The following is a 25491-nucleotide window of genomic DNA, read 5'->3' on the forward strand; positions in this document are numbered from 1 at the left end:
AAAAGCCCTTCGGAGAGGGAGGTCTTCATAATGACTGAGAATGTTAACTTTTTTTTAAAGTTATTCGTTGAATATTTACAAATTGAAAAAAATTATTCACAATATACTATTGTGAATTATGTTAATTCGATTGAAGAATTTGGGATGTTTCTGCATGCTCAAAATATAAATGGAATGAAAGAAGCTGCATATCATGATGTGAGAATATTTTTGACAGAGGCTTATGAAAAAGGCCTGTCAAGAAAAACAATCAGCAAGAAAATTTCAGCTTTGAGAAGCTTCTATAAATTTTTAATGAGGGAAAAGCTTGTTGAAGAGAATCCGTTTCAGCTTGTTCATCTGCCGAAACAAGAGAAACGGATTCCGAAGTTTCTTTATGAAAAAGAACTTGAGGAACTATTCGCTGTTTCAGACAGAAGTCAGCCGTCAGGGATGCGCGATCAGGCCCTGCTTGAGCTTCTTTATGCGACCGGAATGAGGGTCAGTGAGTGCTGTACGCTCACTGTCGGCGATCTTGACCTGTTCATGGATACGGTGCTCGTTCACGGGAAAGGCAAGAAGCAGCGCTATATCCCGTTCGGCTCATATGCCCGTGATGCGCTGGAGCTGTATATCAACAGCGGAAGGCAGTGCCTGCTTGAAAAAGCAAAAGAGCCTCATGATGTGCTGTTTGTCAATCAAAGAGGCGGCCCGCTGACCGCCAGAGGAATCCGGTATATTTTAAGCGGGCTTGTAAAAAAAGCATCCGGCACTTTACATATACACCCGCATATGCTTCGGCACACGTTTGCGACTCATCTGCTGAATGAAGGGGCTGATTTAAGAAGCGTCCAGGAGCTTTTGGGCCATTCCAATCTGTCTTCTACGCAGATATACACACATGTATCGAAGGAAATGCTGAGAAACACATATATGTCCCACCACCCGAGAGCTTTTAAAGAAAATTAAAAGGAGGCCCTTCTCATGTCATCTTTTCATGCGACAACGATTTTTGCCGTCCAGCATAACGGGAAAAGCGCTATGTCAGGAGACGGCCAGGTCACATTCGGTCAGGCTGTAGTCATGAAACATACCGCGAGAAAAGTGAGAAAGCTGTTTAACGGAAAGGTTCTGGCCGGATTTGCGGGATCTGTTGCAGACGCTTTCACACTTTTTGAAATGTTTGAGGCGAAGCTTGAAGAATACAACGGCAATTTAAAACGTGCGTCGGTTGAGCTTGCGAAAGAATGGCGCAGCGATAAAGTGCTGCGCAAGCTGGAAGCCATGCTGATTGTCATGAACCAGGATACCTTGCTTCTCGTATCGGGAACAGGTGAAGTGATTGAGCCGGATGACGGCATTTTGGCAATCGGCTCCGGCGGAAACTACGCCCTGTCAGCAGGAAGAGCGCTGAAAACCTATGCCGGAGAGAATCTGTCCGCCAAAGATATTGCAAAAGCCGCTTTGAAAATCGCGGGCGAGATTTGTGTGTACACAAACGATCAGATCATTTTGGAAGAACTTGAATAGAAAGGACTTGAGGCGCATGGAAAACAAACCGTTAACACCGAGACAAATCGTAGATCGGTTGGATCAATACATTGTAGGACAGCAGGATGCGAAAAAAGCTGTCGCCGTGGCATTAAGAAACCGCTATCGCAGAAGTCTTCTTGATGAAAAACTGAGAGACGAGATCGTTCCCAAAAACATCCTGATGATGGGCCCGACCGGGGTGGGGAAAACAGAGATCGCCAGAAGGATCGCCAAGCTTACCGGTGCGCCATTTATAAAAATTGAAGCGACAAAATTTACAGAAGTCGGCTATGTAGGCAGAGATGTCGAATCAATGGTCAGAGACCTCGTTGAGACATCCGTTCGGCTCATTAAAGAAGAAAAAATCAGCGAAGTGAAAGAACAGGCTGAAGAAAATGCAAACAAACGTATAGTGCGGCTTCTCGTTCCGGGAAAGAAAAAACAAGCGGGTGTGAAAAATCCGTTTGAAATGCTTTTCGGAGGAAGCCAGGCGGCAAATGATGATGAAGCCGACCAGCAGGAAGAAGCAAGCCTTGAAGAGAAAAGAAAGCGCATGGCGCATCAGCTCGCATTGGGAGAGCTCGAAGACCATTACGTCTCCGTAGAGGTGGAAGAGCAGCAGCCGTCGATGTTTGACATGCTGCAAGGCTCCGGGATGGAGCAGATGGGCATGAATATGCAGGATGCGCTGAGCAATCTGGTGCCAAAAAAGAAAAAACGCCGCAAAATGACGGTCAGAGAAGCAAGGAAGGTTCTGACCAATGAAGAGGCAGGCAAATTAATCGATATGGATGAAGTCGGCCAAGAGGCCGTGTTAAGAGCTGAAGAGGGCGGCATTATCTTTATTGACGAAATAGATAAAATCGCAAAAAACGGAGGGGCTTCTTCCTCAGCAGATGTATCGAGAGAAGGCGTTCAAAGAGATATCCTTCCGATTGTCGAAGGATCTACCGTCGTCACGAAATACGGCTCCGTCAAAACAGATCACGTGCTGTTTATCGCAGCCGGGGCATTCCATATGGCCAAACCGTCTGATCTGATTCCGGAGCTGCAGGGCCGCTTTCCGATTCGTGTAGAATTGAGCAAGCTGACGGTAGATGATTTTGTGAAGATTCTCGTCGAACCCGATAACGCGCTGTTAAAACAATATCAGGCTTTATTGCAGACAGAAGGTATATCTCTTGAATTTTCTGACGAAGCTATTCGTAAGATCGCCGAAGTGGCTTATCATGTGAATCAGGATACGGACAACATCGGAGCGAGAAGGCTTCACACGATATTGGAACGTCTCTTGGAAGACCTGTCGTTTGAAGCGCCGGACGTGACGATGGAAAAAGTCGCCATCACGCCGCAATACGTTGAAGAAAAGCTCGGAACGATTGCAAACAACAAAGATCTAAGTCAATTTATATTGTGAAAATTTAATAAGAGGAATTCTAGGAGGATTATTTATCATGGCTTTACTACAAAAAACACGAATTATTAACAGTATGCTGCAGGCTGCGGCAGGCAAACCCGTAAACTTTAAAGAAATGGCTGAAACGCTTCGTGACGTCATTGATTCTAATATTTTCGTCGTCAGCCGAAGAGGAAAGCTTTTGGGCTACTCTATTAATCAGCAGATTGAAAATGACCGCATGAAAAAAATGCTTGAAGACCGCCAGTTCCCGGAAGAGTACACGAGAAATCTGTTCAATGTTCCGGAGACGTCTTCAAACCTTGATATCAACAGCGAATACACGGCGTTTCCTGTGGAAAACAGAGACCTGTTCCAAGCGGGCTTAACAACGATCGTGCCGATCATCGGCGGAGGAGAGAGACTGGGCACGCTCATTCTGTCCCGTCTGCAGGATCAATTTGAAGATGATGATCTCATTCTTGCTGAATACGGAGCAACCGTTGTAGGAATGGAGATTTTAAGAGAAAAAGCGGAAGAAATCGAAGAAGAGGCACGAAGCAAAGCGGTTGTTCAAATGGCGATCAGTTCTCTGTCTTACAGTGAACTTGAAGCGATTGAGCATATCTTTGAAGAGCTTGACGGAAACGAAGGCTTGCTTGTGGCAAGTAAGATTGCGGATCGTGTCGGCATTACGCGTTCAGTAATCGTTAACGCGCTGAGAAAGCTGGAAAGCGCAGGCGTCATTGAATCCAGATCACTGGGAATGAAGGGAACGTACATTAAAGTTCTGAACAACAAATTCCTTATTGAATTGGAAAACCTTAAATCTCATTAAGACAAAAGCAGGATCCCTAAAAATGGGGGTTCTGCTTTTTTTATGGACAATAGGTGAAAAGTTGCAGTTTAAAGTTGCTTATTGGAATCTGATCTGAGATAATCCATCTTGCTGTGTGAAAAAAGGAGGAAGAAACAGAAATTCTGCTATTTTCAGTCTTATATTAAACAAATCCTTGTAGTACAAATATTCTAGGACTTAATACCTACATGCAAAATAGATATAATTGAGCACTTTTTTTTAGCCTAACTTCATAGACTTTAAGCCTGTTATTTCTTACAATAAGCATATGGTTTTACAATTCTCGACAAGGATTTTTAGGAGAAAAATATCTGAAATGGAGGTAAGTGGATTTGGACTTATTTTCTGGAACCATACAAAATCTTGAGAATGCCTTGGGGAGAGCGGACATTAAGCAAAAAGTCTTAACTAATAATATCGCCAATATAGATACACCGAACTATAAGGCAAAAAAAGTCTCTTTCCGAAATTTGTTAGATCAGGAAACATCCAATCTTGAGGCTGTAAAAACCGACTATCGGCACGTTGACTTTACGGGTTCGGGGGACGATTATTCTATCGTGTCCAGCAGTGATACATCGTACCAGCAAAACGGAAACAATGTCGATATCGACAAAGAAATGACAGATTTAGCCGAAAACCAAATTAATTATCAGGCTTTGGTTGAAAGAATGAGCGGCAAATTCAATTCTCTGAAAACCGTCTTGACAGGAGGAAAATAATGAGTGGCTTTCAAAGCTTAAATATTTCGGGTTCCGCTTTAACTGCACAGCGTGTCCGGATGGACGTCGTATCGTCCAACCTGGCCAATATGGATACAACGAGAGCGAAGCAGATAAATGGCGAATGGGTGCCTTACAGAAGAAAGCTGGTATCTCTCCAATCCGGAGGCGAATCATTTTCGTCCCTTTTACATTCCAAGATGAACGGAACAGGAAGCGCGGGAAATGGCGTAAAGGTATCTGGTGTTACGGAAGACCCGTCCGCTTTTAATCTCGTTTATGATCCGGAGAATCCTGATGCGAATAAAGACGGATATGTACAAAAACCAAATGTAGATCCATTAAAGGAAATGGTGGATCTTGTCAGCAGCTCGAGATCATATGAAGCAAACGTAACTGCATTAAACGCCTCCAAAGGCATGCTTTTGAAGGCGTTAGAAATCGGAAAGTAAGGTGATGTAAGTGGTTAACGCTATTACTCCTTTTCAGCTTCAACAAACCCAAAATACTCAAAACGTAACGAATCAATTAAACCAAACTCAAAAAACTGATTCTTCAAACCAAACAAGCTTTTCGGAGCTTTTAAAAAACTCTATTGATTCGTTAAATGAGTCACAAGTGAAATCTGACCAAATAACGAACGAACTGGCTGCAGGAAAGGATGTAAACCTTGACGAGGTCATGATCGCTGCCCAAAAAGCAAATATTTCTCTGACGGCCGCTACCGAATTCCGCAATAAAGCCGTGGAAGCCTATCAGGAAATCATGAGAATGCAGATGTAGTGGTCAGATTGAAGAGAATGACTGGAATGACCGGGGGTTAACATGAATCGTACTCTAATGCAAATGAAAACCAAAACGGCAGCGTTTTGGAACAACAGATCAAAAACACAGAAGATACTCATGGTAAGCGGCTTGGCCGCATTCATTATTTTACTCATCGTCGTTATTATTTTTACTTCGTCTGAAAAGATGGTGCCTCTTTATAAAGATTTGTCCGCGGAAGAAGCGGGGAAGATTAAAGAAGAGCTCGATACGAAAAAGGTGTCTTCTGAACTTGCTGACGGCGGCACGGTCATTAAGGTTCCTGAGAGCCAAGTGGATTCGCTTAAAGTCCAGCTTGCCGCGGAAGGCCTGCCGAAAACGGGATCAATTGATTATTCGTTTTTCGGACAAAATGCGGGCTTCGGCCTGACGGATAATGAGTTTGACGTTTTAAAGGTTGAGGCGACTCAGACCGAATTGGCAAACCTGATAAATGAAATGGACGGTATTAAAAGCTCGAAGGTCATGATCAATATGCCGAAAGAAGCCGTGTTCGTCGGTGAAGATCAGCCGGCAGCGTCCGCATCAATCGTTTTGCAGATGAAACCGGGCTACTCGCTTGATCAAAACCAGATCAACGGGCTGTACCATCTCGTTTCTAAAAGTGTTCCGAACTTAAAAGAAGATAATATCGTCATAATGGATCAAAATTCTACATATTATGACAAAAGTGACAGCGGTGCAGGGTCCGTTTCTGACAGTTATGCTTCTCAGCAAGGTATTAAGTCGCAGGTCGAAAAGGACATTCAAAAACATGTTCAGTCACTGCTCGGCACAATGATGGGGCAGGATAAGGTCGTTGTTTCCGTGACGGCGGATGTTGACTTCACGAAGGAAAAACGCACTGAAGACACTGTCGAACCTGTCGATAAAGATAACATGGAAGGCATAGCGGTAAGCGCCGAAAAAGTTGCGGAAACGTATAAAGGCGACGGCGCGGCCAACGGCGGCACGGCCGGAACGGGAAGCAATGACACCGCGAACTATGCCGAGACAAACGGCGGTTCAAACAGCGGGGACTACGAAAAAAGCAGCAATAAAATCAACTATGAAGTCAACCGCATTCATAAAGAAATCGCTGAAAGCCCGTATAAAGTGCGTGATTTAGGCATTCAGGTCATGGTGGAGCCGCCTAATCCGAAAAATGCCGCTTCCTTATCAGCACAGAGACAGGCTGATATACAGAAGATTTTAGGAACGGTCGTCAGAACGTCTCTTGATAAAAACGAAACGCAAAATCAAAACCTGACAGACAATGATATCAACAATAAAATCGTTGTATCCGTTCAGCCGTTTGACGGAAAAACAAGCCTGAACACAGATTCGGCACAATCTTCAGGTCTTCCGATCTGGGTATACATTACAGGCGGCGTACTGCTTGCGGCCATTATTCTGCTTATTATTCTCCTCATCAGAAAGAAACGCTCACAAGAGGATGAATACGAAGAATATGAATATGAAACACCGCCCGAGCCGGTTCGATTGCCTGATATCAACGAAGAGAAAATTGAAACGGAAGAAACAGTCAGACGAAAACAGCTTGAAAAAATGGCTAAAGAAAAACCGGAAGACTTTGCTAAATTGCTTCGAAGCTGGCTGGACGAGGATTAGGGGGAATGGAAAATGGCGAAACGTGATCAGAACAAGCTTACAGGAAAACAAAAAGCAGCCATCCTCATGATTTCCTTAGGCCTTGATGTATCAGCTTCTGTGTACAAGCATTTGTCTGAAGAAGAAATTGAAAGATTGACACTCGAGATTTCGGGAGTCAGAAGCGTCGATCATCAAAGAAAAGATGAAATCATTGAAGAATTTCATAATATCGCAATCGCTCAGGACTATATTTCACAAGGCGGTTTAAATTACGCCCGCCAAGTGCTTGAAAAAGCGCTCGGAGAAGACAAAGCGGTAAGCATTTTAAACAGGCTCACCTCTTCTTTGCAGGTAAAGCCGTTTGATTTCGCGAGAAAAGCGGAGCCCGAACAGATTTTAAATTTCATTCAGCAGGAACATCCGCAAACGATGGCGCTGATTTTATCCTACCTTGACCCGGTGCAGGCCGGACAGATTTTGTCTGAGCTGAACCCGGACGTTCAGGCTGAGGTGGCAAGAAGGATTGCGGTTATGGACAGAACGTCTCCTGAAATCATAAATGAAGTGGAGCGGGTCCTTGAACAAAAGCTGTCCTCCTCCTTTACGCAGGATTATACGCAGACCGGCGGCATAGAAGCCGTTGTTGAAGTGTTAAACGGCGTAGACAGAGGAACGGAAAAAACGATCCTTGATTCATTAGAAATCCAAGATCCTGAATTGGCGGATGAAATCAAAAAACGGATGTTTGTCTTTGAAGATATTGTCACCCTTGATAACCGTGCGATTCAGCGCGTGATCAGAGATGTTGAAAACGACGACCTCCTGCTTTCATTGAAGGTTGCGAGCGAGGAAGTCAAAGAGATCGTCTTCAGCAATATGTCACAGCGTATGGTTGAAACGTTTAAAGAGGAAATGGAAATTATGGGGCCTGTGCGTTTGCGTGATGTGGAAGAGGCGCAATCAAGAATCGTGGGCGTCGTCCGCAAGCTGGAAGAAGCCGGAGAAATTGTAATCGCGCGAGGCGGAGGAGACGATATTATTGTCTAATATCATTAAACAGCAATCATCATTTTCTCCTGAACAAAAACGGCGCAAGCTTTCCTTGCAGGAAGTCAGGAAAACACATTCCCATCCAGACCGGGAGGAACCCGAAAATCCGGAGGCTCTCATGGCTTTTGCCAAGGCCGAAGCCGACAGGGTGTCTGAAGAAGCGAAAAATCAATTAGAGCACACTCTTCTGCAGATTGAAGAAGAGAAAAACCGCTGGGCGGAAGAAAAACAAAGATTGATAGAAGAAGCAAAGGCAGAAGGATATGAAGAAGGCATGGCATTGGGAAAAGCCGAGGCTCAAGCTGAATACGCCAATCTCATCAGCCGGGCCAATGCCGTTATGGAAATGGCGAGACAGTCAGTCGAGGAAAAACTGGAAAGCGCTGAGGAAGAAATCATTGAGCTTTCCGTTGCGCTCGCTAAAAAAGTATGGCGGCAAAAAAGTGATGATAAAGAGGCTTTCCTTCTGCTGGTCAAACAGGTAGTAGCCGAAGTAAAAGATTATGATGACATCTCCATCTATGTGGACCCTGAATATTATGAGACGGTTCATCAGCATATGGACGAAATTCAGCAGCTGTTATACAAAGAATGCAGATTAAGCTTATATGCCGATGAAAAAGCCGCGAAGGGAACGTGCTCGATAGAAACTCCGTTCGGACGGGTTGATGCAGGCATAGACACCCAGCTGATGCAATTAAAGCAAAAGCTTTTAACGGCGCTTGAGGCGGGAGCGGAGCAATGAAGACACAGTATTTAATAGACTCAATTGAAACAGCGGATCCGTACAAACGCTACGGCAAGGTTAAACGGGTCATCGGGCTGATGATTGAATCAAAAGGGCCCGAAAGCTCAATCGGAGATGTTTGTCTCATTTATCCGAAAGGCCATGCGAGAAAAGCGATTAAAGCTGAGGTTGTAGGCTTCCAAGATGAAAACATTCTGTTAATGCCTTATCTGGAAGCGGCCAGCATCGCGCCGGGCAGCATTGTGGAGGCCACTGGCGAGTCGCTCCGCATCAAAGTAGGCGCGGGTTTAATCGGACAAGTTGTCGACGCGTTCGGCGAGCCTCTTGACGGCCGGGCGCTTCCGAAAGGTTTGTCCCCCGTTTCGACGGAACAGCCGCCGCCAAACCCGATGAAACGCCCGCCGATACGGGAAAAGATGGGTGTCGGTGTCAGATCGATTGACAGTCTGCTGACGGTAGGAAAAGGGCAGAGAATCGGGATTTTTGCCGGAAGCGGAGTCGGAAAAAGCACCCTGATGGGAATGATCGCGAAGCAGACTGAAGCTGATTTAAACATTATCGCACTCGTCGGGGAACGGGGGCGCGAGGTGCGTGAATTCATCGAGAAGGATTTAGGTGAAGAAGGCCTGAAACGCTCGATAGTCGTAGTCGCGACCTCTGATCAGCCTGCCTTAATGCGTTTGAAAGCGGCGTATACGGCCACCGCCATTGCAGAGTACTTCCGCGATAAAGGCCGGAATGTGATGTTCATGATGGACTCTGTCACGAGGGTCGCGATGGCTCAGCGGGAAATCGGCCTGGCAGCGGGAGAACCGCCGACAACAAAAGGATATACACCTTCTGTGTTCGCTATTTTGCCCCGTTTGCTGGAAAGAACGGGCGCGAATGAACAAGGAACGATAACCGCTTTTTATACGGTTCTCGTAGACGGAGATGACATGAACGAACCGATTGCCGATACGGTGCGCGGAATATTAGACGGGCATATCGTTCTCGATCGGGCGCTTGCCAACAAAGGGCAGTTCCCGGCCGTGAACATCCTGAAAAGCATCAGCAGGGTCATGTCTAATATTTCAGACACATCGCATATAGAGGCGGCCAACAAATTCCGCGATCTTCTGTCAACTTATCAAAACTCTGAAGATCTCATTAATATCGGAGCTTACAAAAGAGGATCATCAAGAGAAATTGATGAAGCGATTCAGTTTTATCCGCAGCTTATTCAATTTTTAAAACAAGGAACGGAAGAACCTGCTCAATTGGAAGACAGCATTGCGGCATTGACGAGTCTGACAGGAAAAGAGGAATAAACATCGTGGCATACCAATTCAGATTTCAAAAGCTGCTGGAATTAAAAGAAAATGAAAAAGACCAAACATTGACTGAATACAGACAATCGGTTTCTGAATTTGAGACAGTGGCTGAAAAACTATATGAAAATATGAGCAAAAAAGAATTGCTCGAAAAAGACAAAGAATCAAAGCTGAAATGCGGGATGAGTGTTCAGGAAATGAGACATTATCAGCAATTCGTTTCCAATCTTGAGAACACCATCTATCATTATCAAAAGCTTGTCATCATGAAACGAAATGAAATGAATGAGAAGCAGGAACAGCTCACCGAAAAAAACATTGAAGTAAAGAAATTTGAAAAAATGCGGGAAAAACAATTTAATATGTTCGCACTTGAAGACAAAGCTGCAGAGATGAGGGAAATGGACGACATTTCAATCAAGCAGTTTATGATTCAGGGGCATTAGGAGCGAATGAAATGGCCGATAAAGAAAAGAGATCTGGAAAGTTCGGTTCAATCCTGCTTTTTATCATGATCCCGCTGATTTTTCTGATCATCGTCGCAAGCATCATCCTTTGGGCTGCCGGCGTTGATGTAATGAAGCCGATTCAGGAAACAGCCGCTAAAACGCCTGTTTTAAAAGAATTGGTTCCCGAAACGAAAGAAATGAAAAGCGCGGCGGAAAAGCAGAAGGAAGACAGAACGGCTTCTCTTGAAAAGACCATAAAGGAACAAAAAAGTGAAATTAACATTTTGAATAAAGATTTAGACACAAGCAAGTCCGAAATCGATAATCTGAATCAGAAAATCCGTTCACTGAAACAGGAAGCTGAACAGCAGCAGAAAACGAAGACGGATGAAACGAAAAAAGACGCTGCGGATTCAGCCGGAAAAGATAAAATGATCAACATCTATAAAAGTATGGACAGCGGTAAAGCGGCAAGCATTATCGTAAAGCTGAAAGAAAAAGAAGCCCTCGATATTTTAAACGGATTAAGTAAAAAGCAGCTTGCTGAAATCTTGACGAAAATGACTCCTGAACAAGCGGCTAAATATACAGAAAAACTATCCGCTGACGGAAATAAGGAGTGATGTAAGTTGAAGCTGCTTGAATTAACGGGTAATCGTACGCAGACTGTGCAAAACAGCAATGTGAAGATGAATGTAAACAGCTTAGGTCTATTTCAGAACTGGCTCCTGTCGGAAATCACTTCTCCCCGGCAGCCCGGAGATGAAACAAAAACAAGTGACGCTGAGCTGAATGATGCCCTATCGAAAATCGGTGATTGGCTGAAAGCCGGCCCGGAAGATAAAGAATTGCGGCTAAAACAGCTGCTTGAGGCGTTAAAAGCTCTTGAAGGAAAGCAGACGGCTGAAACAGCTCTTCCTTTATTGAAACAGCTTGCCGGATCTGTTGAAGACATGTTAGCGGGAAAACAGCATGGGGCGAAGCCTGAAACGGATGAGACGGATTCTTCCGCAAAAGACGGGGATTCCGTCAAGGATGCGCTTGAGAAGGGGCTGCTTTTCATTCAAGAAGCCGTATCCCAGCTCTTCACATCTCAGCAGGAACTGCCTGACAGCGCGCAGGCAAAGGCGGTTTACCAGGAAGGCGCCCGTTTATTAGAGGCATTGAAAAAACAAGGCGTTCCGGACCGCGTGATTCAAGACCTGCGGCAGACATTTTTTCCGAAAAACGAATCTGCATCTAAACTTTACTCCATGACAGCCGCTGAGCTGAAGAGCTTTCAAAGCGTCGCGGAGCAGCTTGCGGGCCTTTCTCAAAAGGGAACAAAGGAATGGGATATGGCTGAAACTGAGCTGAAAGCTTTTGTGTTATCTCAATCATCTGAATCATCCCAAGAGTCAGCCGGGAAAACAGAACAGCAAAACGGCGGCACGGTTTCTCACGCAAAGGCGCCTGACAGCAAATTGTCTGCACATATACTGTTTTCGGGAACGAGAAGCCTTGCCGGCATTCAGCAAACGTCCGCAGGAGCTGAACAGCAGCCGGCAGAAAATAAACCGTTAACGGAACAGGTCATCAGCGGCTGGAAACAGATGAAATACACGCCTTTCGGGAAAACAACCGGAAGCTTTACGATTCGTCTTAATCCCGAGAACCTCGGATTTGTCACAATTAAGGTGACAAATGAAAACGGGATGTTTCAAAGCAAAATAATCGCATCCAGCCAGTCCGCGAAAGAGCTGCTGGAACAGCATCTTCCTCAGCTGAAACAGTCGCTTCCGAATATGTCGGTCCAGGTCGACCGTTTTACAGTCCCGCTTCAAAGCGGGGATCAGCAGCCTGTTTACGGGCAGACGGCCGATCACAATAAACAGCAGCATCAGGGACAGAGAGAGCAGAAGAACCAGCAGCAGTCAGGCGATTTCGGAGATATGCTGGAGGAGCTTTCTCTCAATGAAATGGAGGAAGAATAGTTGACATCAGTAAACTCGGATTATGCCGCGGCGGGCGCTTCAACCACTTCAAGCGCGAAGAGCACCTCCGCAGTAAACAGCAGCACGAATTTAGGGAAAGACGAATTTCTGAAGATCTTAATGACACAGGTTCAAAACCAGGACCCGCTCAATCCGGTTGATGACAAAGAATTCATCAGCCAGATGGCGACATTTTCTTCATTGGAGCAAATGATGAATATGAATACGACGATGACTAAATTTGTAGAAAATCAAGATCCGTTTACGATGTATGTGAACTGGATCGGCAAAAATGTCACATTCAGCGACAGCGACGGGAAGGATCAGACAAGCCCAGTCAATTCAGTCAAGCATTCAAACGGCAATTACGTGCTCGTGCTTGAAAACGGCAAAGAGGTCAGTCCGTGGAATGTCACGGCCGTCAGCGAAACATCTAAATAATAAGAAACTCAGGGGGAATTTAACATGTTACGTTCATTATATTCCGGTATCAGCGGCATGAAAAACTTTCAGACAAAACTAGATGTAATCGGCAATAATATCGCCAACGTCAACACAGTGGGATTTAAGAAAAGCCGCGTTACATTTAAAGATATGATCAGCCAGACAGTCGCCGGCGGTTCAAACGTGACCAATTCAAAACAAATCGGCTTGGGTGCCGCGACTTCTTCCATTGATGTTGTTCATTCAACCGGCGCCCCGCAGGCTACACAGAATAAAACCGATCTAGCCATTGACGGAGACGGCTACTTTCAGATTAATACAGGTGCGGGAATTGTTTACACACGTGCGGGGAATTTCGGAAAGGACAATCAAGGGAACCTTGTTACGACTGACGGGTACTATCTTGAAAAAATCGGCGGCGGCAAAATCAATATTCCGACTGATGCGAAAGATTACAGCATCGGTGCAGACGGAACCGTTACATACACTGATGCAGGGGATGAGGTTCATGATGCCGGACAAATCGGTCTGGTCACGTTCCCTAACAGCGCCGGTTTGGAAAAAATCGGAGGAAACCTTTACAGAGAATCATTAAGTTCAGGAGCTGCAAGCGCAGTCACCACTCCGGGCGAAAACGGAACGGGTAAGCTTTTGGCAGGCTATCTTGAAATGTCAAACGTAGATCTGACAGATGAATTTACCGAAATGATCGTTGCTCAGCGGGGTTTCCAATCAAACTCAAAAATCATTACGACTTCAGATGAAATCCTTCAGGAGCTGGTTAATCTGAAACGGTAAGGAGGGAGGAGAGGCGGTTAGGCCGCTTCTCCGGATTGCATGATTCAAGTCACCCGTTTAAACGGCCAGCCTTTTACGCTGAACGCGCTGTTTATCGAACAGATTGAGTGCTTCCCCGACACGACGATTACACTGTCCAACGGCAAAAAGTTCGTAGTGAAAGAACCGGAAGAAGCAGTTCTCAAAAAAGTCATATCGTTTTACCATAGCATACAAATATTTTCACTGGATCAGGGAATAGAGGAAGAAGAATGAAGAAAAAATTAGTCATCATTTTGCTGATTATTTTAATTGTCATCGCCGGCCTCGGAACGGCAGCATATTTTGTCGTCAGCGGACATTCCGGCAAAGATAAAAAGCCGACAATTGACGAAGTCGTTGCAGCCACTGTGTCTGTCGACGATATCACGACAAACTTAAAGTCTGACAGCATCATCCGTATCGGCATCAAGCTTGAAACCGACTCGGCTAAAGCGAAGGAAGAACTTGAAAAACGCGATTTTCAGGTGAAAGACAACATCATTTCCATTTTAGCCGGCACAAGCGCCGGAGAGATTGAGGGAGATAAAGGAAGAGAAGCGTTTAAACAATCATTAAAAGAGAAAGTAAACAGCTATCTCCAAGAAGGAAAAGTTCAGAAAGTGTACATTACCTCCTTTAATCTGCAATAAAAACAAATTTGACAGAATACGGAGGTGAAGAAAATGTCAGGAGAAGTTCTCTCCCAAAATGAAATAGACGCACTGCTTTCCGCCATTTCCACGGGTGAGGCGGATGCGGAAGAGCTGAAAAAGGAAGTTAAAGAGAAAAAAGTAAAGGTATATGATTTTAAACGGGCTCTCAGATTCTCGAAAGATCAGATACGCAGTTTAACCCGGATACATGATAACTTTGCGAGGCTTCTCACAACACACTTTTCCGCCAAGCTCAGAACGTATATTCATATATCCGTCAGCTCAGTTGACCAGGTGCCGTATGAAGAATTTATCCGTTCCATACCGAACATGACGATTTTAAATTTATTCGATGTTCATCCGATGGAAGGCAGAATCATGATGGAGGTTAATCCCACCATCGCATACGCAATGCTTGACCGCGTCATGGGAGGCATCGGCATCACTCATAACAAAGCTGACAGCCTTACGGAAATTGAAACGAATATTATTTCTAACTTATTTGAAAATGCACTGGGCAACTACAAAGAAGCGTGGCAATCAATTGCTGATATTGACCCTGAAATGACTGAATTTGAAGTGAATCCTCAGTTTGTACAGATGGTTTCCCCAAATGAAACAGTCGTTGTCATTTCTCTCAATACACAGATAGGTGAAATCAGCGGTGTCATTAATCTTTGTATTCCCCATGTCGTACTTGAGCCGATTATCCCTAAGCTTTCCGTACATTATTGGATGCAATCAGACCGGAATGAAGCGAAGCCCGAAGAAACGAAGTTGCTTGAAAAGCGCATCATGACGGCTCAAATTCCCGTTGTGGCTCTCTTGGGCGCTTCTGAACTGACAATAGAAGAATTTTTAAGTTTGGAAGTCGGGGACTGTATAACTCTGGACAAATCAGTGACTGATCCTCTTACTGTATTGGTCGGAAACAAACCGAAGTTTTTAGGGCAGGCCGGCCGGGTGAATCGAAGACAGGCAGTGCAAATTTTAGATCACGACATAAGAGGTGAACAAGATGAACAATAGATTATCTCAAGATGAAATCGATGCTCTTCTTAACGGCACAAGCAGTCAGTCAGAGGATACAGAACAGCCTCAAGGGGCGAACTTGTCTGAACTTGAGCGCGATGCGATCGGAGAAATCGGGAATATTTCGTTCGGCAGCTCGGCTACGGCGCTGTCCACTCTTTTAAATCAAAAAGTGGATATTACGACGCCGAGTGTGACCGTCATTTCAAAAAGCAAAATCAGTGATGAATTTCCTCATCCGTATGTTGCCATTGAAGTGAACTACACAGAAGGCTTTGACGGCAGCAATTTGCTCGTCGTCGAACAAAGCGACGCGGCCATCATCGCGGATTTGATGATCGGCGGGGACGGCCGGGGCGCCGATCCGTCACTCGGTGAAATCCACCTGAGCGCCGTGCAGGAAGCAATGAATCAAATGATGGGCTCGGCTGCTACGTCAATGTCGACCGTGTTCAGTAAAAAGATTGACATTTCTCCGCCAAGGGTTGAACTTCTGGATGTGACGGAAGAAAAAGGGACTGACAGAATACCTGAGGATGACCTGCTCGTAAAAGTGTCATTCCGTCTGAAAGTCGGCGAATTAATCGATTCGAGCATCATGCAGCTTTATCCGATTACGTTTGCGAAAGATCTGATCGCAGACCTGATGACTGCAGACCAGCATGAGTCAGAGGCCGCAGAAACCGTATCAGAACCACAGGAAACATACGAAACGCCGCAGCCGGAAACTGCCATGCAGCCGGAGCCGCAGGCAAAACCCGAGCTTCCGAAGAGACAGGGAACCGCAAAAAAAGCTGCTCCTGTTCAAGTCGCTCCGGTAGAATTCCAGGCGTTTGATCATAACGAAGCGGCGCAAGGATCAAGGAATAACCTTGATATGCTGATGGATATTCCGCTTTCCGTTACGGTTGAGCTCGGCAGAACGAAGAGAAGCGTCAAAGAAATCCTTGAACTTTCTGCGGGAAGCATTATTGAGCTTGACAAGCTGGCTGGTGAACCTGTTGACATCCTGGTCAACCAGCGGATCGTGGCAAAGGGCGAGGTCGTTGTCATAGAAGAAAACTTCGGCGTGAGAGTCACTGATATTTTAAGTCAGGCAGACCGCCTTAACAATTTAAAATAAGCGAACATAGAGGAGAGAAACAGATTATGGCACACAGAATTTTAATTGTAGACGATGCAGCATTTATGAGAATGATGATCAAGGATATTTTAGTGAAGAACGGTTTTGACGTTGTAGCTGAAGCTTCAGACGGAGCGCAGGCAGTCGAAAAATTCAAAGAGCATTCCCCCGACCTTGTGACAATGGATATTACAATGCCTGAAATGGACGGGATTACAGCTTTAAAGGAAATTAAACAAATCGATCCGCAGGCGAAAATCATCATGTGTTCGGCTATGGGCCAGCAGTCAATGGTTATTGACGCGATTCAAGCCGGCGCAAAAGACTTTATCGTGAAACCGTTCCAAGCGGACCGCGTGCTTGAAGCTATTAATAAAACATTAAGCTAAAGGGTGTACGACTGTTGAAAAAGAGTCATGGTTTACTAGCTTTGATTTGTTGTTTCGTTTTACTCAATGTACATCCGTTCCCTGCTTTTGCGGCGGAGTCTGACAATTCCACCGTCAACGAATGGTTTGACAAACAATCAACAAACAAAACAGAGAAAAAAAGCGATACATCGAAACAAACGGCTGATCAAGAGATAGGGGATGCTTCTGCATCTTCTGTCTCCGCTTTTGATTTTGTAAAGATGATTGGGGCGTTATTATTCGTCATTCTGCTGATCTATGGATTTGTCAAACTGATGAATAGAAGAAACCGTCTGCTGAAGCCGTTTCAATATGTAGAAAATATCGGCGGAACATCAGTCGGCCAAAACCGTTCCGTGCAGCTGATTAAAGTGGGAAACAGCGTTCTCGTAGTCGGTGTGGGCGAAACGATACAGCTTTTAAAAGAAATTGAAGATGAAAAAGAGCGCGAGGCGATTCTGAGCCAATACGAAGAGTCGATGTCTTCAAAAGTGGAATGGACCAAGCTCGTAAATCCGCGTAAGGATGGAGAAAAAAAGCCGCAAACGATGCTTCCGTCGTTTTCAAAAGCGCTGAAAGAACAGCTGAACGAGCTGAAACAAAGCCGTTCTGAAGGAAAGAAGAAAGGCCCTTATCACCATGAATGAATTCATTAATCTTTTTAATTCAAACAGTCCGACCGAAGTCAGCTCCACTGTTAAATTACTGCTGCTTTTGACTGTCTTTTCAGTAGCGCCGGGGATTCTGATTTTGATGACCTGCTTTACGAGAATCGTCATCGTCCTGTCTTTTGTAAGAACCTCACTGGCGACGCAGAACATGCCTCCCAACCAGGTTTTAATCGGCCTTGCGCTGTTTTTGACGTTTTTTATTATGGCGCCGACTTTTTCAGAGGTTAATAAGGAAGCCTTAACGCCGCTGATGGACAATAAAATCAGTCTCGATGAAGCATATACAAAAGCCGAGAAGCCGATTAAAGAGTATATGAGCAAGCATACAAGGCAGAAGGATCTGGCGCTGTTTATGAACTATGCCAAAATGAAAAAACCTGAATCGATTCAGGATATTCCTTTGACGACGATGGTGCCCGCTTATGCGATATCAGAACTCAAAACCGCTTTTCAAATGGGCTTTATGATTTTTATTCCGTTTTTAATTATCGATATGGTCGTGGCGAGCGTCTTAATGTCAATGGGAATGATGATGCTACCGCCGGTTATGATCTCTCTGCCCTTTAAAATATTGCTTTTCGTTTTGGTCGATGGATGGTATTTAATCGTGAAATCTTTGCTTGACAGCTTTTAGGGTAGGTGCTAATTGTGAGTTCAGAATTTGTAATTTCCATGGCGGAAAAAGCCGTATATGTAACACTAATGATCAGCGGGCCGCTGCTTGCGATCGCGCTGATTGTCGGTTTGCTCGTCAGTATCTTTCAAGCGACAACTCAAATCCAGGAACAGACGCTTGCGTTCATTCCGAAAATCGTGGCGGTGATGCTTGGACTGATCTTTTTCGGTCCTTGGATGCTGTCGACGATTCTTTCGTTCACAACTGATCTGTTCTCTCATCTGAACCGATTTGCAGGGTAGAATCAAATGAATTCCATCATTGATTTATTTCCCGCTTTTTTATTGGTCTTTATCAGAATCTCTGCTTTTTTTGTAACGGTGCCGGTGTTCGGGCATCGGAATCTGCCGGCGGTTCACCGAATCGGCTTTGCTTTTTTTCTTTCGGTGATCTGCTTCAGCACGCTGAAACATGCGCCGGAAATAGAAATAGGGGAACAGTATATGCTGCTTGTCATAAAAGAGGCCGTTGTGGGCTTGAGCCTCGGGCTGATCGCTTTCATGATGATGACAGCCATTCAGATAGCAGGTTCCTTTATTGATTTTCAGATGGGCTTTTCCATCGCCAATGTCATTGATCCGCAATCAGGAACGCAAAGCCCGCTGATCGGACAATTCGTTTATACGCTGGCGCTGTTATTTATGCTCAGCGTAAACGCCCATTATCTTTTATTGGACGGGATTTATTACAGCTTTCAGTATATCCCGCTTGATCAGGCATTTCCGTCGTTTGGAAATGATCACTTTGGACTTTTTATCGCAAAAAGCTTCAATGCCATGTTTATTATCGCTTTTCAAATGTCTGCGCCGGTTGTGGCCAGTCTGTTTTTAGTTGATTTGGCGCTCGGTATCGTGGCGAGAACGGTGCCGCAGCTGAATGTTTTCGTTGTCGGGCTTCCTCTGAAAATAGCTGTGAGCTTTATTATGCTGATCGTTTGTATGGCGGTGATGTTTGTCGTTGTCCGCAACATCTTCAGCCTTACCGTTGAAACCATGCGGAATCTATTGGCATTGGTCGGTGTGACATGATGAGGCTCAGACTGAATCTGCAATTCTTTGCCGGTGAAAAAACGGAGAAAGCCACGCCGAAAAAACGGAAGGATACAAGAAAGAAAGGACAGGTCGCGAAAAGTACGGATGTGAATACAGCCGTTTCTTTACTGATTATCTTTCTTTCGCTGATCGCGCTCGGTCCTTATATGCGGGACAGGCTGCTGTCCTTTATTAAAACGTTTTATACGAAATCGATATCATTACATCTGTCTGCATCTGCCGTGCATGAACTGTTCGTGGATACGGTGAAAGATATCAGCCTCATCCTCGCGCCGATTATGCTGGTCGCGCTTGTGGCAGGTGTCGTGAGCAATTACATGCAGGTGGGTTTTCTGTTTTCTGCGGAAGTCCTCAAGCCTGACTTGAATAAGCTCAGCCCGCTGAAAGGATTTAAGCGGATTTACAGCATGAGGGCGATTGTTGAACTGGTCAAATCCATTTTGAAGATTACTGTGGTCGGTTTTGCCGCCTTTATGGTGCTCTGGCTGCATTATGGCGATATTCTCCGCCTTCCGCTTTTGACTCCTGCGGAAGTGCTCACTTTCGTTTCCAAGCTCACTCTTTGGATGGGGCTTGCGGGATCAGGGGCTTTAATGCTGCTGGCCGGGCTTGATTACTTATATCAGCGTTTTGATTATGAGAAAAATATCAGAATGTCAAAACAGGATATAAAAGATGAATACAAAAAATCGGAGGGTGATCCGATAATCAAGTCCAAAATTAAGCAGAAGCAGCGGGAAATGGCGATGAGGCGGATGATGCAGGAAGTGCCGAAAGCGGATGTCATCATTACCAACCCGACCCATTATGCGATAGCTTTAAAATATGATGAAAAGAAAATGGACGCCCCTTACATTGTTGCCAAAGGGGTCGACCATCTCGCATTAAAAATCAGACAGATCGCCAAAGAACACGATGTCATGACGATTGAAAACAGGCCGCTCGCACGTGCGTTATATGATCAGGTTGACATTGACCAGGCCGTGCCGGAAGAGTTTTTCAAAGTCATTGCGGAAATTTTGGCTTATGTATATAAAACGAAACAAAAAGTATAGTGAATTTCAGATTCAAAAGGAGAGAAAAACAGCATGTCAACAAGAGATTTATCGGTTTTAATAAGTGTTGTCCTCATTGTGGCAATGCTGGTGATTCCATTCCCTCCATGGTTGTTAAGTATTTTGATCATCATTAATATCTCTCTTGCGTTGATCGTGCTTCTCACCACAATGAATATGCAAGAACCGCTGCAATTCTCGATATTCCCGTCATTGCTGCTGTTATTGACGCTGTTTCGGCTTTCGCTCAATGTGTCGACGACACGTTCGATTCTTTCTCACGGAGAAGGGGGAAAGGTTGTTGAGACATTCGGGAATTTCGTTGTCGGCGGAAATGTGCTGGTAGGGCTTGTTGTCTTCATTATCTTGATTATTATTCAGTTTATCGTCATTACAAAAGGCGCCGAGCGGGTATCGGAAGTGGCGGCGAGATTTACGCTCGATGCGATGCCCGGAAAGCAAATGAGTATTGACGCGGATTTAAATGCCGGCATGATTACGGAGCAGGATGCAAAGCACAGACGTGAAAAAGTCGCCCGGGAAGCGGATTTTTACGGCGCTATGGACGGTGCGAGCAAATTCGTCAAAGGGGATGCCATCGCGGGGATCATCATCGTGATGATCAATATTATTTTCGGAATCGTAATCGGCATGCTGCAGCAGGGGATGAGCATACAAGAAGCTGCGTCTCACTTTACAATGCTGACGGTCGGTGACGGTATCGTTTCTCAAATGCCGGCCTTGCTCATTTCAACAGCTACGGGGATTGTCGTGACGAGAGCGGCATCTGAAGGAAACCTCGGTCATGATATTACAGGCCAGTTGTTTGCTTATCCGAAGCTCTTGTATGTAGCCGCGGGAACTGTACTTTTGCTCGGTCTTCTTACACCGATCGGCATTCTGCTGACGGGGCCGATCGCCGGTCTGCTTGCATTCGGCGCTTACATGCTGTCCAAAGCGGATAAGCCGAGCGAAGAAGAGGAAGAAATTCTTGAAGAAGAGGCTCAGGCGGATGAACTGAAAAGCCCGGAAAGCGTTGTGCAGCTTTTACATATTGATCCGATTGAATTTGAGTTCGGATACGGACTCGTGCCGCTTGCAGACGCGGGGCAGGGCGGTGATCTTCTTGACCGCATCGTCATGATCAGACGTCAGCTTGCGCTTGAATTGGGACTTGTCATTCCGGTTGTGCGCATCAGAGATAACATCGCGCTCCAGCCGAATGAATACAGATTGAAAATTAAAGGCAATGAAGTCGCTAAAGGAGAGCTCCTGCTGGATCATTACTTAGCGATGTCACCGACGCCTGAAGATGACGTCATTGAAGGAATTGAAACGATAGAGCCGTCGTTCGGACTTCCCGCAAAATGGATCAGCGAAGCTGCAAAAGATGAAGCGGACATGCTGGGATATACAGTTGTTGATCCGGCGTCAGTCGTATCTACGCATATTACAGAAAAAATTAAGCAGCATGCCCATGAACTGGTCGGCAGACAGGAAACAAAGCAGCTGATCGATCATCTGAAGGAAAATTATCCTGTGCTTGTTGAGGAAGTCACGCCAAATCCTCTTTCTGTCGGCGATATTCAAAAGGTGCTTGCCAAATTGCTGAGAGAAAAAGTTTCAATCAGAAACTTGGTGACCATTTTTGAAACTCTTGCCGATTACGGAAGATTAACGACAGATTCAGACCTTTTGACAGAATACGCGAGACAGTCGCTTGCCAAACAAATCACGGCACAATATGCGAGAGAGCATGAAACGCTGAAGGTCATCACATGCTCAGGCCGGGTGGAAAAAGCGATTGCAGACGGGGTACAGCAGACTGAACAGGGCAATTACCTGTCACTCGACCCTGAGGTTTCAGACAGCATCATCCGTTCTGTCGCTAAAGAGGCCGAGCAGCTTTCCATCCGCCAGGAGTCGGCGATTCTTCTTTGCTCGCCTGCTGTCAGAATGTATGTAAAACAGCTGTTAGAACGGTATTTCCCTGATCTTCCGGTTCTTTCTTATAATGAGCTGGAAGCAAATGTTGAAGTACAAAGCATTGGAGTGGTGGATATTTAATGAAAATAAAAAAATTTACAGCCGCTTCAATGCAGGATGCCGCGAAGCAAATCAAAAAGGAACTCGGCAATGATGCCGTTATTTTACATTCCAAACAAGTAAAGAAACGAAAATGGCTGGGGCTGCGGTCGCAGCAGGCAGTCGAAGTGATAGCGGTTTTAGATCGTGACGTCAGGGAAGCGAGAAAAACGCCGCCGGCTGCCGCTGAAGAAATGAAAAAGACGAAAACGGCGGAGAAAGCTGAGCCTGTTCAGCCGCCGCGTCTTCCGGATCAAAGTATTTCCGGCGAACTGGCGCATTTTAAAGAAGTGCTCCCTGAACCATTAAAAAAAGCCGAGAGACTATTGAAGCAAGCCGGGCTTCCTGATCATACGCAAAACGCCGTACTCAGTGAACTGCTCCGTTCTTCAATTGTTTCCGGAGATTTAACTGAAGATAATGTCAGCTCCAAACTGCAGGATTTGTTAGTGAAAAAACTCCCTTCGGCAGACAGGTGGCAGGAAGGGATTCAATCAAAATACGTCGTGCTTTTCGGTTCAACCGGGGCCGGCAAAACGACTACACTTGCGAAACTCGCGGCCTCATCAATGCTGACAGAGCATAAAAAAATTGCCTTTATGACGACGGATACTTACCGGATTGCCGCGGTCGAGCAGCTGAAGACATATGCGGAGCTGCTTCAGGCTCCTCTTGAAGTATGCTATTCAAAGGAAGAATGTCTGAAGGCGCTGGAAAAATTCGCTGAATATGACCATGTTTTCATTGATACAGCCGGTAGAAACTTTAAAGAAGAGCAGTATATTACGGAATTACAAGAGATGATTCCGTTTGAATCAGGCTTACAATCCTTTCTCGTATTATCGGCATCTGCAAAATATGAAGATATGAAACAGGTGCTGAAACAGTTTTCAGGTGTGCCGGTCAATCAATTCATTTTCACGAAAACGGATGAAACCGCCTCACTCGGCTCCGTGTTTCAAGTGCTGTCGGAATCAAGAATCGGCGCCGCCTATTTGACAAATGGACAGGATGTGCCTGAAGACATCCTATCGGCTTCACCAAAAGAGTTTGTAAGGATGCTTTTGACATGAAACCCGATCAGGCAGAGTCATTAAGAAGGAAAATGAGAGAGCGGCAAATGATCAAGCCGGAGCTTTATGAGAAAAAAGCGAAGACATTAGCCGTCATCAGCGGTAAAGGCGGCGTCGGAAAATCTAATTTAACATTAAACATGGCAGTTGCCCTGCAGGAAAAAGGAAAAAAAGCACTCATCATTGATCTTGACATCGGAATGGGCAACATTGATGTGCTGATCGGCGCTGCTTCTTCCCGCACCATTATTGATGTGATGGAGAATCGGCACGCATTGGCGCAATCACTGTCCTCCGGTCCGAAAGGCCTTCGCTACATATCCGGAGGAACGGGGCTTGAGGCGATCTATCAAGCAGACGGAGAGAAGTGGGCGGCTTTTATGAATGGTCTTTCCGCTGTATTAAGCGATTTTGATTACGTTCTGTTTGATATGGGAGCGGGACTTTCAAAAGAACAGCTGCCGTTTATTTTATCGGCGGAAGACATTCTCGCCGTGACAACGCCTGAGCCGACGGCCATTATGGATGCCTACAGCGCGATCAAACATCTCTTGCTCGCGGATGAACGGCTGACCGTAAACATTGCCGTCAATCGCGCCCGCGCCCAAAAACAGGCGCTGGACACGTACAACCGCCTTTCTCATGCAATTCACACGTTTTTAGGCGCGGAGGTGCGTTTCGCCGGCTCCATACCCGATGACCCGCTAGTAAGTCAAGCCGTCATTGACCAGGTGCCTTTTTTAGTAAAAAGTCCTCAAGCAAAAGCCAGCAGGTCCGTCCGTCTTCTGACGGATGTCTTGTTTCAAACGGAAGAAAACAAACCAAGAGAAGAGAAACCGGCATTTATTGAGAGATTATCTTCTTTTTTATTGAGGAGGACTTTACAGTGATTCGTGTGCTTGTCGTTGATGACTCAGCTTTTATGAGAAAGATGATTACCGATTTTCTGGCTGCGGAAGTGCAGATAGAAGTCATCGGGACAGCCAGAAACGGGGAAGAGGCGCTGAAGAAAATAGAGCTTCTCAAGCCTGATGTTGTCACGCTTGATATTGAAATGCCGGTCATGAACGGAACGGACACATTGCGGAAGATCATCAGCATATATAAACTTCCCGTAATCATGGTATCGAGCCAGACACAGCAAGGGAAGGACCAAACGATCAACTGTCTGGAAATGGGCGCTTTTGATTTTATCACCAAGCCTTCCGGAGCGATTTCACTTGATCTTTATAAAATTAAAGAGCAGCTGATTGAGAGGGTGATTGCAGCCGGGCTGTCCTGCGCACAAAAACCTGAGGCGGCAGTGAAAGAGTCTTCTATCCCGGAACGTCCGGCTTTGGCGGGATTTGAAAGACCGAAAGCAAAATCCGCCAAACAGGCCGTATTCATCGCGACCTCTACAGGCGGACCGCGGGCTCTGCAAAAGGTGATTCCGAAACTGCCGAAGGATTTAAAGGCGCCTGTATTTGTCGTTCAGCACATGCCTGAAGGCTTCACCGCTTCACTTGCAGACAGACTCAACCATTTGTCAGATATTCAGGTCAAAGAAGCGGAAAACGGTGAAGAAGCGAAAGACGGATGGGTGTACATCGCACCCGGCGGAAAAAATATGACGGTTGCAGAGGAAGGCGGAAGGCTCCGCATCATTCTTGACGTTCATGATACGGAAAGCCGGCATAAACCGTCAGCCGATTATTTGTTTCGGTCGGCAAGCCGCTTATCCGATTACGAAAAGGTAGCCGTCATTATGACCGGCATGGGCAGCGACGGAACCGAGGGCGTAAAAGAAATGCTCAGAACAGGCGGCGTTAAAACGATTGCGGAATCGGACGAATCCTGTGTTGTGTTCGGAATGCCGAAGTCAGCGATAAAGGCGGGCCTCATTCATGAGATTAAACATGTGGAAGATATCGCGGCATCCATCACCGGATGTGTGAAAAAAGAGAGGGTGTGAATCA

Annotated in this window: 30 protein-coding genes; all 30 read left to right on the plus strand. The window is 45.6% G+C overall.

The genetic code is table 11. The features are described 5' to 3' along the window. Window positions 1-30 precede the first annotated feature (30 nt). The 30 genes from xerC (at window position 31) to NSQ37_RS14125 (ending at window position 25487) form a co-directional block, all read left to right on the plus strand. A complete protein-coding gene (xerC, locus tag NSQ37_RS13980; protein WP_007409774.1) occupies window positions 31-948 on the plus strand; it encodes a tyrosine recombinase XerC in 918 nt (305 codons plus the stop codon). Between the two features lie 15 nt (window positions 949-963). Then, complete coding sequence (gene hslV / locus NSQ37_RS13985) at window positions 964-1509, plus strand: ATP-dependent protease subunit HslV (protein ID WP_003154267.1); 546 nt, start codon at window positions 964-966, stop codon at window positions 1507-1509. Between the two features lie 16 nt (window positions 1510-1525). Beyond that, the gene (gene hslU, locus NSQ37_RS13990; protein WP_007611413.1) at window positions 1526-2929 is read left to right on the plus strand and encodes an HslU--HslV peptidase ATPase subunit; all 1404 of its coding nucleotides are present in this window, start codon (window positions 1526-1528) and stop codon (window positions 2927-2929) included. 37 nt (window positions 2930-2966) lie between these two features. After that, window positions 2967-3746 (plus strand): GTP-sensing pleiotropic transcriptional regulator CodY, encoded by a 780-nt coding sequence (gene codY / locus NSQ37_RS13995; RefSeq protein WP_003154263.1) that lies wholly within the window; start codon window positions 2967-2969, stop codon window positions 3744-3746. Window positions 3747-4099: 353 nt separating this feature from the next. Beyond that, window positions 4100-4489 carry a flagellar basal body rod protein FlgB gene (gene flgB / locus NSQ37_RS14000; RefSeq protein ID WP_003154260.1) on the plus strand — a complete coding sequence of 130 codons (390 nt, stop codon included), beginning with the start codon at window positions 4100-4102 and terminating at the stop codon, window positions 4487-4489. Continuing rightward, window positions 4489-4941 carry a flagellar basal body rod protein FlgC gene (gene flgC / locus NSQ37_RS14005; RefSeq protein WP_059367001.1) on the plus strand — a complete coding sequence of 151 codons (453 nt, stop codon included), beginning with the start codon at window positions 4489-4491 and terminating at the stop codon, window positions 4939-4941. The genes flgB and flgC overlap by 1 nt, the downstream gene beginning before the upstream one ends. Window positions 4942-4951: 10 nt before the next feature. After that, window positions 4952-5272, plus strand: coding sequence for a flagellar hook-basal body complex protein FliE (gene fliE, locus NSQ37_RS14010; RefSeq protein ID WP_007409777.1), 321 nt, complete (start codon window positions 4952-4954; stop codon window positions 5270-5272). A gap of 42 nt (window positions 5273-5314) precedes the next feature. Next, the gene (fliF, locus tag NSQ37_RS14015; RefSeq protein WP_251248457.1) at window positions 5315-6925 is read left to right on the plus strand and encodes a flagellar basal-body MS-ring/collar protein FliF; all 1611 of its coding nucleotides are present in this window, start codon (window positions 5315-5317) and stop codon (window positions 6923-6925) included. Window positions 6926-6937: 12 nt separating this feature from the next. Continuing rightward, window positions 6938-7954, plus strand: coding sequence for a flagellar motor switch protein FliG (fliG, locus tag NSQ37_RS14020; protein WP_003154256.1), 1017 nt, complete (start codon window positions 6938-6940; stop codon window positions 7952-7954). Then, window positions 7947-8702: a flagellar assembly protein FliH gene (gene fliH, locus NSQ37_RS14025; protein WP_015239852.1), complete on the plus strand. Its 756-nt coding sequence runs from the start codon at window positions 7947-7949 to the stop codon at window positions 8700-8702. The genes fliG and fliH overlap by 8 nt, the downstream gene beginning before the upstream one ends. Further along, window positions 8699-10015 carry a flagellar protein export ATPase FliI gene (gene fliI, locus NSQ37_RS14030; RefSeq protein ID WP_015239853.1) on the plus strand — a complete coding sequence of 439 codons (1317 nt, stop codon included), beginning with the start codon at window positions 8699-8701 and terminating at the stop codon, window positions 10013-10015. The genes fliH and fliI overlap by 4 nt, the downstream gene beginning before the upstream one ends. A gap of 5 nt (window positions 10016-10020) precedes the next feature. Beyond that, window positions 10021-10464, plus strand: a complete 444-nt coding sequence (gene fliJ, locus NSQ37_RS14035; protein WP_003154253.1) for a flagellar export protein FliJ — start codon at window positions 10021-10023, stop codon at window positions 10462-10464. Between the two features lie 11 nt (window positions 10465-10475). Continuing rightward, a complete protein-coding gene (locus NSQ37_RS14040; protein ID WP_007409780.1) occupies window positions 10476-11090 on the plus strand; it encodes a MotE family protein in 615 nt (204 codons plus the stop codon). Window positions 11091-11096: 6 nt separating this feature from the next. Next, window positions 11097-12440 (plus strand): flagellar hook-length control protein FliK, encoded by a 1344-nt coding sequence (locus NSQ37_RS14045; RefSeq protein WP_168984996.1) that lies wholly within the window; start codon window positions 11097-11099, stop codon window positions 12438-12440. Continuing rightward, complete coding sequence (gene flgD / locus NSQ37_RS14050; protein ID WP_007409782.1) at window positions 12441-12881, plus strand: flagellar hook assembly protein FlgD; 441 nt, start codon at window positions 12441-12443, stop codon at window positions 12879-12881. 24 nt (window positions 12882-12905) lie between these two features. Then, window positions 12906-13682: a flagellar basal body rod protein FlgG gene (gene flgG, locus NSQ37_RS14055; RefSeq protein ID WP_007409783.1), complete on the plus strand. Its 777-nt coding sequence runs from the start codon at window positions 12906-12908 to the stop codon at window positions 13680-13682. A 39-nt stretch (window positions 13683-13721) separates the two neighbouring features. Then, a complete protein-coding gene (locus NSQ37_RS14060; protein WP_003154243.1) occupies window positions 13722-13937 on the plus strand; it encodes a flagellar FlbD family protein in 216 nt (71 codons plus the stop codon). Beyond that, window positions 13934-14353, plus strand: a complete 420-nt coding sequence (fliL, locus tag NSQ37_RS14065) for a flagellar basal body-associated protein FliL (protein ID WP_007409784.1) — start codon at window positions 13934-13936, stop codon at window positions 14351-14353. The genes NSQ37_RS14060 and fliL overlap by 4 nt, the downstream gene beginning before the upstream one ends. 33 nt (window positions 14354-14386) lie before the next feature. Then, window positions 14387-15385 carry a flagellar motor switch protein FliM gene (fliM, locus tag NSQ37_RS14070; RefSeq protein ID WP_003154240.1) on the plus strand — a complete coding sequence of 333 codons (999 nt, stop codon included), beginning with the start codon at window positions 14387-14389 and terminating at the stop codon, window positions 15383-15385. Further along, complete coding sequence (fliY, locus tag NSQ37_RS14075) at window positions 15375-16511, plus strand: flagellar motor switch phosphatase FliY (RefSeq protein ID WP_076424141.1); 1137 nt, start codon at window positions 15375-15377, stop codon at window positions 16509-16511. The genes fliM and fliY overlap by 11 nt, the downstream gene beginning before the upstream one ends. A 26-nt stretch (window positions 16512-16537) precedes the next feature. Then, window positions 16538-16900, plus strand: a complete 363-nt coding sequence (gene cheY / locus NSQ37_RS14080; RefSeq protein ID WP_003154238.1) for a chemotaxis protein CheY — start codon at window positions 16538-16540, stop codon at window positions 16898-16900. Between the two features lie 14 nt (window positions 16901-16914). Further along, complete coding sequence (gene fliZ, locus NSQ37_RS14085; RefSeq protein WP_003154237.1) at window positions 16915-17568, plus strand: flagella biosynthesis regulatory protein FliZ; 654 nt, start codon at window positions 16915-16917, stop codon at window positions 17566-17568. Then, window positions 17561-18226 carry a flagellar type III secretion system pore protein FliP gene (fliP, locus tag NSQ37_RS14090; protein ID WP_094031706.1) on the plus strand — a complete coding sequence of 222 codons (666 nt, stop codon included), beginning with the start codon at window positions 17561-17563 and terminating at the stop codon, window positions 18224-18226. The genes fliZ and fliP overlap by 8 nt, the downstream gene beginning before the upstream one ends. A 14-nt stretch (window positions 18227-18240) precedes the next feature. Further along, on the plus strand, window positions 18241-18510 hold the full coding sequence (gene fliQ, locus NSQ37_RS14095) for a flagellar biosynthesis protein FliQ (protein WP_003154234.1): 270 nt from the start codon (window positions 18241-18243) through the stop codon (window positions 18508-18510). Between the two features lie 6 nt (window positions 18511-18516). After that, window positions 18517-19296, plus strand: a complete 780-nt coding sequence (gene fliR, locus NSQ37_RS14100; protein ID WP_003154233.1) for a flagellar biosynthetic protein FliR — start codon at window positions 18517-18519, stop codon at window positions 19294-19296. Further along, window positions 19296-20375, plus strand: a complete 1080-nt coding sequence (flhB, locus tag NSQ37_RS14105; protein ID WP_007409787.1) for a flagellar biosynthesis protein FlhB — start codon at window positions 19296-19298, stop codon at window positions 20373-20375. The genes fliR and flhB overlap by 1 nt, the downstream gene beginning before the upstream one ends. A 33-nt stretch (window positions 20376-20408) precedes the next feature. Beyond that, entirely contained in the window at window positions 20409-22442 is a 2034-nt protein-coding gene (gene flhA, locus NSQ37_RS14110) for a flagellar biosynthesis protein FlhA (RefSeq protein WP_007409788.1), read from the plus strand. Next, complete coding sequence (gene flhF / locus NSQ37_RS14115) at window positions 22442-23533, plus strand: flagellar biosynthesis protein FlhF (protein ID WP_015417475.1); 1092 nt, start codon at window positions 22442-22444, stop codon at window positions 23531-23533. The genes flhA and flhF overlap by 1 nt, the downstream gene beginning before the upstream one ends. Beyond that, window positions 23530-24423, plus strand: a complete 894-nt coding sequence (locus NSQ37_RS14120) for a MinD/ParA family protein (protein WP_341123950.1) — start codon at window positions 23530-23532, stop codon at window positions 24421-24423. The genes flhF and NSQ37_RS14120 overlap by 4 nt, the downstream gene beginning before the upstream one ends. Then, a complete protein-coding gene (locus tag NSQ37_RS14125) occupies window positions 24420-25487 on the plus strand; it encodes a protein-glutamate methylesterase/protein-glutamine glutaminase (protein ID WP_015239861.1) in 1068 nt (355 codons plus the stop codon). The genes NSQ37_RS14120 and NSQ37_RS14125 overlap by 4 nt, the downstream gene beginning before the upstream one ends. Window positions 25488-25491: the final 4 nt, after the last annotated feature.

The organism is Bacillus sp. FSL P4-0334, from assembly GCF_038004825.1.
Taxonomy (GTDB): Bacteria; Bacillota; Bacilli; order Bacillales; family Bacillaceae; genus Bacillus; species Bacillus velezensis.

Bases quoted from the DNA above. Each gene is read 5' to 3' on its own strand.
- fliM (WP_003154240.1), top strand. From the start codon at position 14,387: ATGTCAGGAGAAGTTCTCTCCCAAAATGAAATAGACGCACTGCTTTCC.
- fliF (WP_251248457.1), top strand. From the start codon at position 5,315: ATGAATCGTACTCTAATGCAAATGAAAACCAAAACGGCAGCGTTTTGG.
- NSQ37_RS14040 (WP_007409780.1), top strand. From the start codon at position 10,476: ATGGCCGATAAAGAAAAGAGATCTGGAAAGTTCGGTTCAATCCTGCTT.
- flgG (WP_007409783.1), top strand. From the start codon at position 12,906: ATGTTACGTTCATTATATTCCGGTATCAGCGGCATGAAAAACTTTCAG.
- flhA (WP_007409788.1), top strand. From the start codon at position 20,409: ATGTCAACAAGAGATTTATCGGTTTTAATAAGTGTTGTCCTCATTGTG.
- NSQ37_RS14120 (WP_341123950.1), top strand. From the start codon at position 23,530: ATGAAACCCGATCAGGCAGAGTCATTAAGAAGGAAAATGAGAGAGCGG.
- fliR (WP_003154233.1), top strand. From the start codon at position 18,517: ATGAATTCCATCATTGATTTATTTCCCGCTTTTTTATTGGTCTTTATC.
- NSQ37_RS14060 (WP_003154243.1), top strand. From the start codon at position 13,722: ATGATTCAAGTCACCCGTTTAAACGGCCAGCCTTTTACGCTGAACGCG.
- fliP (WP_094031706.1), top strand. From the start codon at position 17,561: ATGAATGAATTCATTAATCTTTTTAATTCAAACAGTCCGACCGAAGTC.
- codY (WP_003154263.1), top strand. From the start codon at position 2,967: ATGGCTTTACTACAAAAAACACGAATTATTAACAGTATGCTGCAGGCT.
- fliG (WP_003154256.1), top strand. From the start codon at position 6,938: ATGGCGAAACGTGATCAGAACAAGCTTACAGGAAAACAAAAAGCAGCC.
- hslV (WP_003154267.1), top strand. From the start codon at position 964: ATGTCATCTTTTCATGCGACAACGATTTTTGCCGTCCAGCATAACGGG.
- hslU (WP_007611413.1), top strand. From the start codon at position 1,526: ATGGAAAACAAACCGTTAACACCGAGACAAATCGTAGATCGGTTGGAT.
- fliI (WP_015239853.1), top strand. From the start codon at position 8,699: ATGAAGACACAGTATTTAATAGACTCAATTGAAACAGCGGATCCGTAC.
- cheY (WP_003154238.1), top strand. From the start codon at position 16,538: ATGGCACACAGAATTTTAATTGTAGACGATGCAGCATTTATGAGAATG.
- fliL (WP_007409784.1), top strand. From the start codon at position 13,934: ATGAAGAAAAAATTAGTCATCATTTTGCTGATTATTTTAATTGTCATC.
- fliY (WP_076424141.1), top strand. From the start codon at position 15,375: ATGAACAATAGATTATCTCAAGATGAAATCGATGCTCTTCTTAACGGC.
- flgC (WP_059367001.1), top strand. From the start codon at position 4,489: ATGAGTGGCTTTCAAAGCTTAAATATTTCGGGTTCCGCTTTAACTGCA.
- flhB (WP_007409787.1), top strand. From the start codon at position 19,296: ATGAGGCTCAGACTGAATCTGCAATTCTTTGCCGGTGAAAAAACGGAG.
- flhF (WP_015417475.1), top strand. From the start codon at position 22,442: ATGAAAATAAAAAAATTTACAGCCGCTTCAATGCAGGATGCCGCGAAG.
- xerC (WP_007409774.1), top strand. From the start codon at position 31: ATGACTGAGAATGTTAACTTTTTTTTAAAGTTATTCGTTGAATATTTA.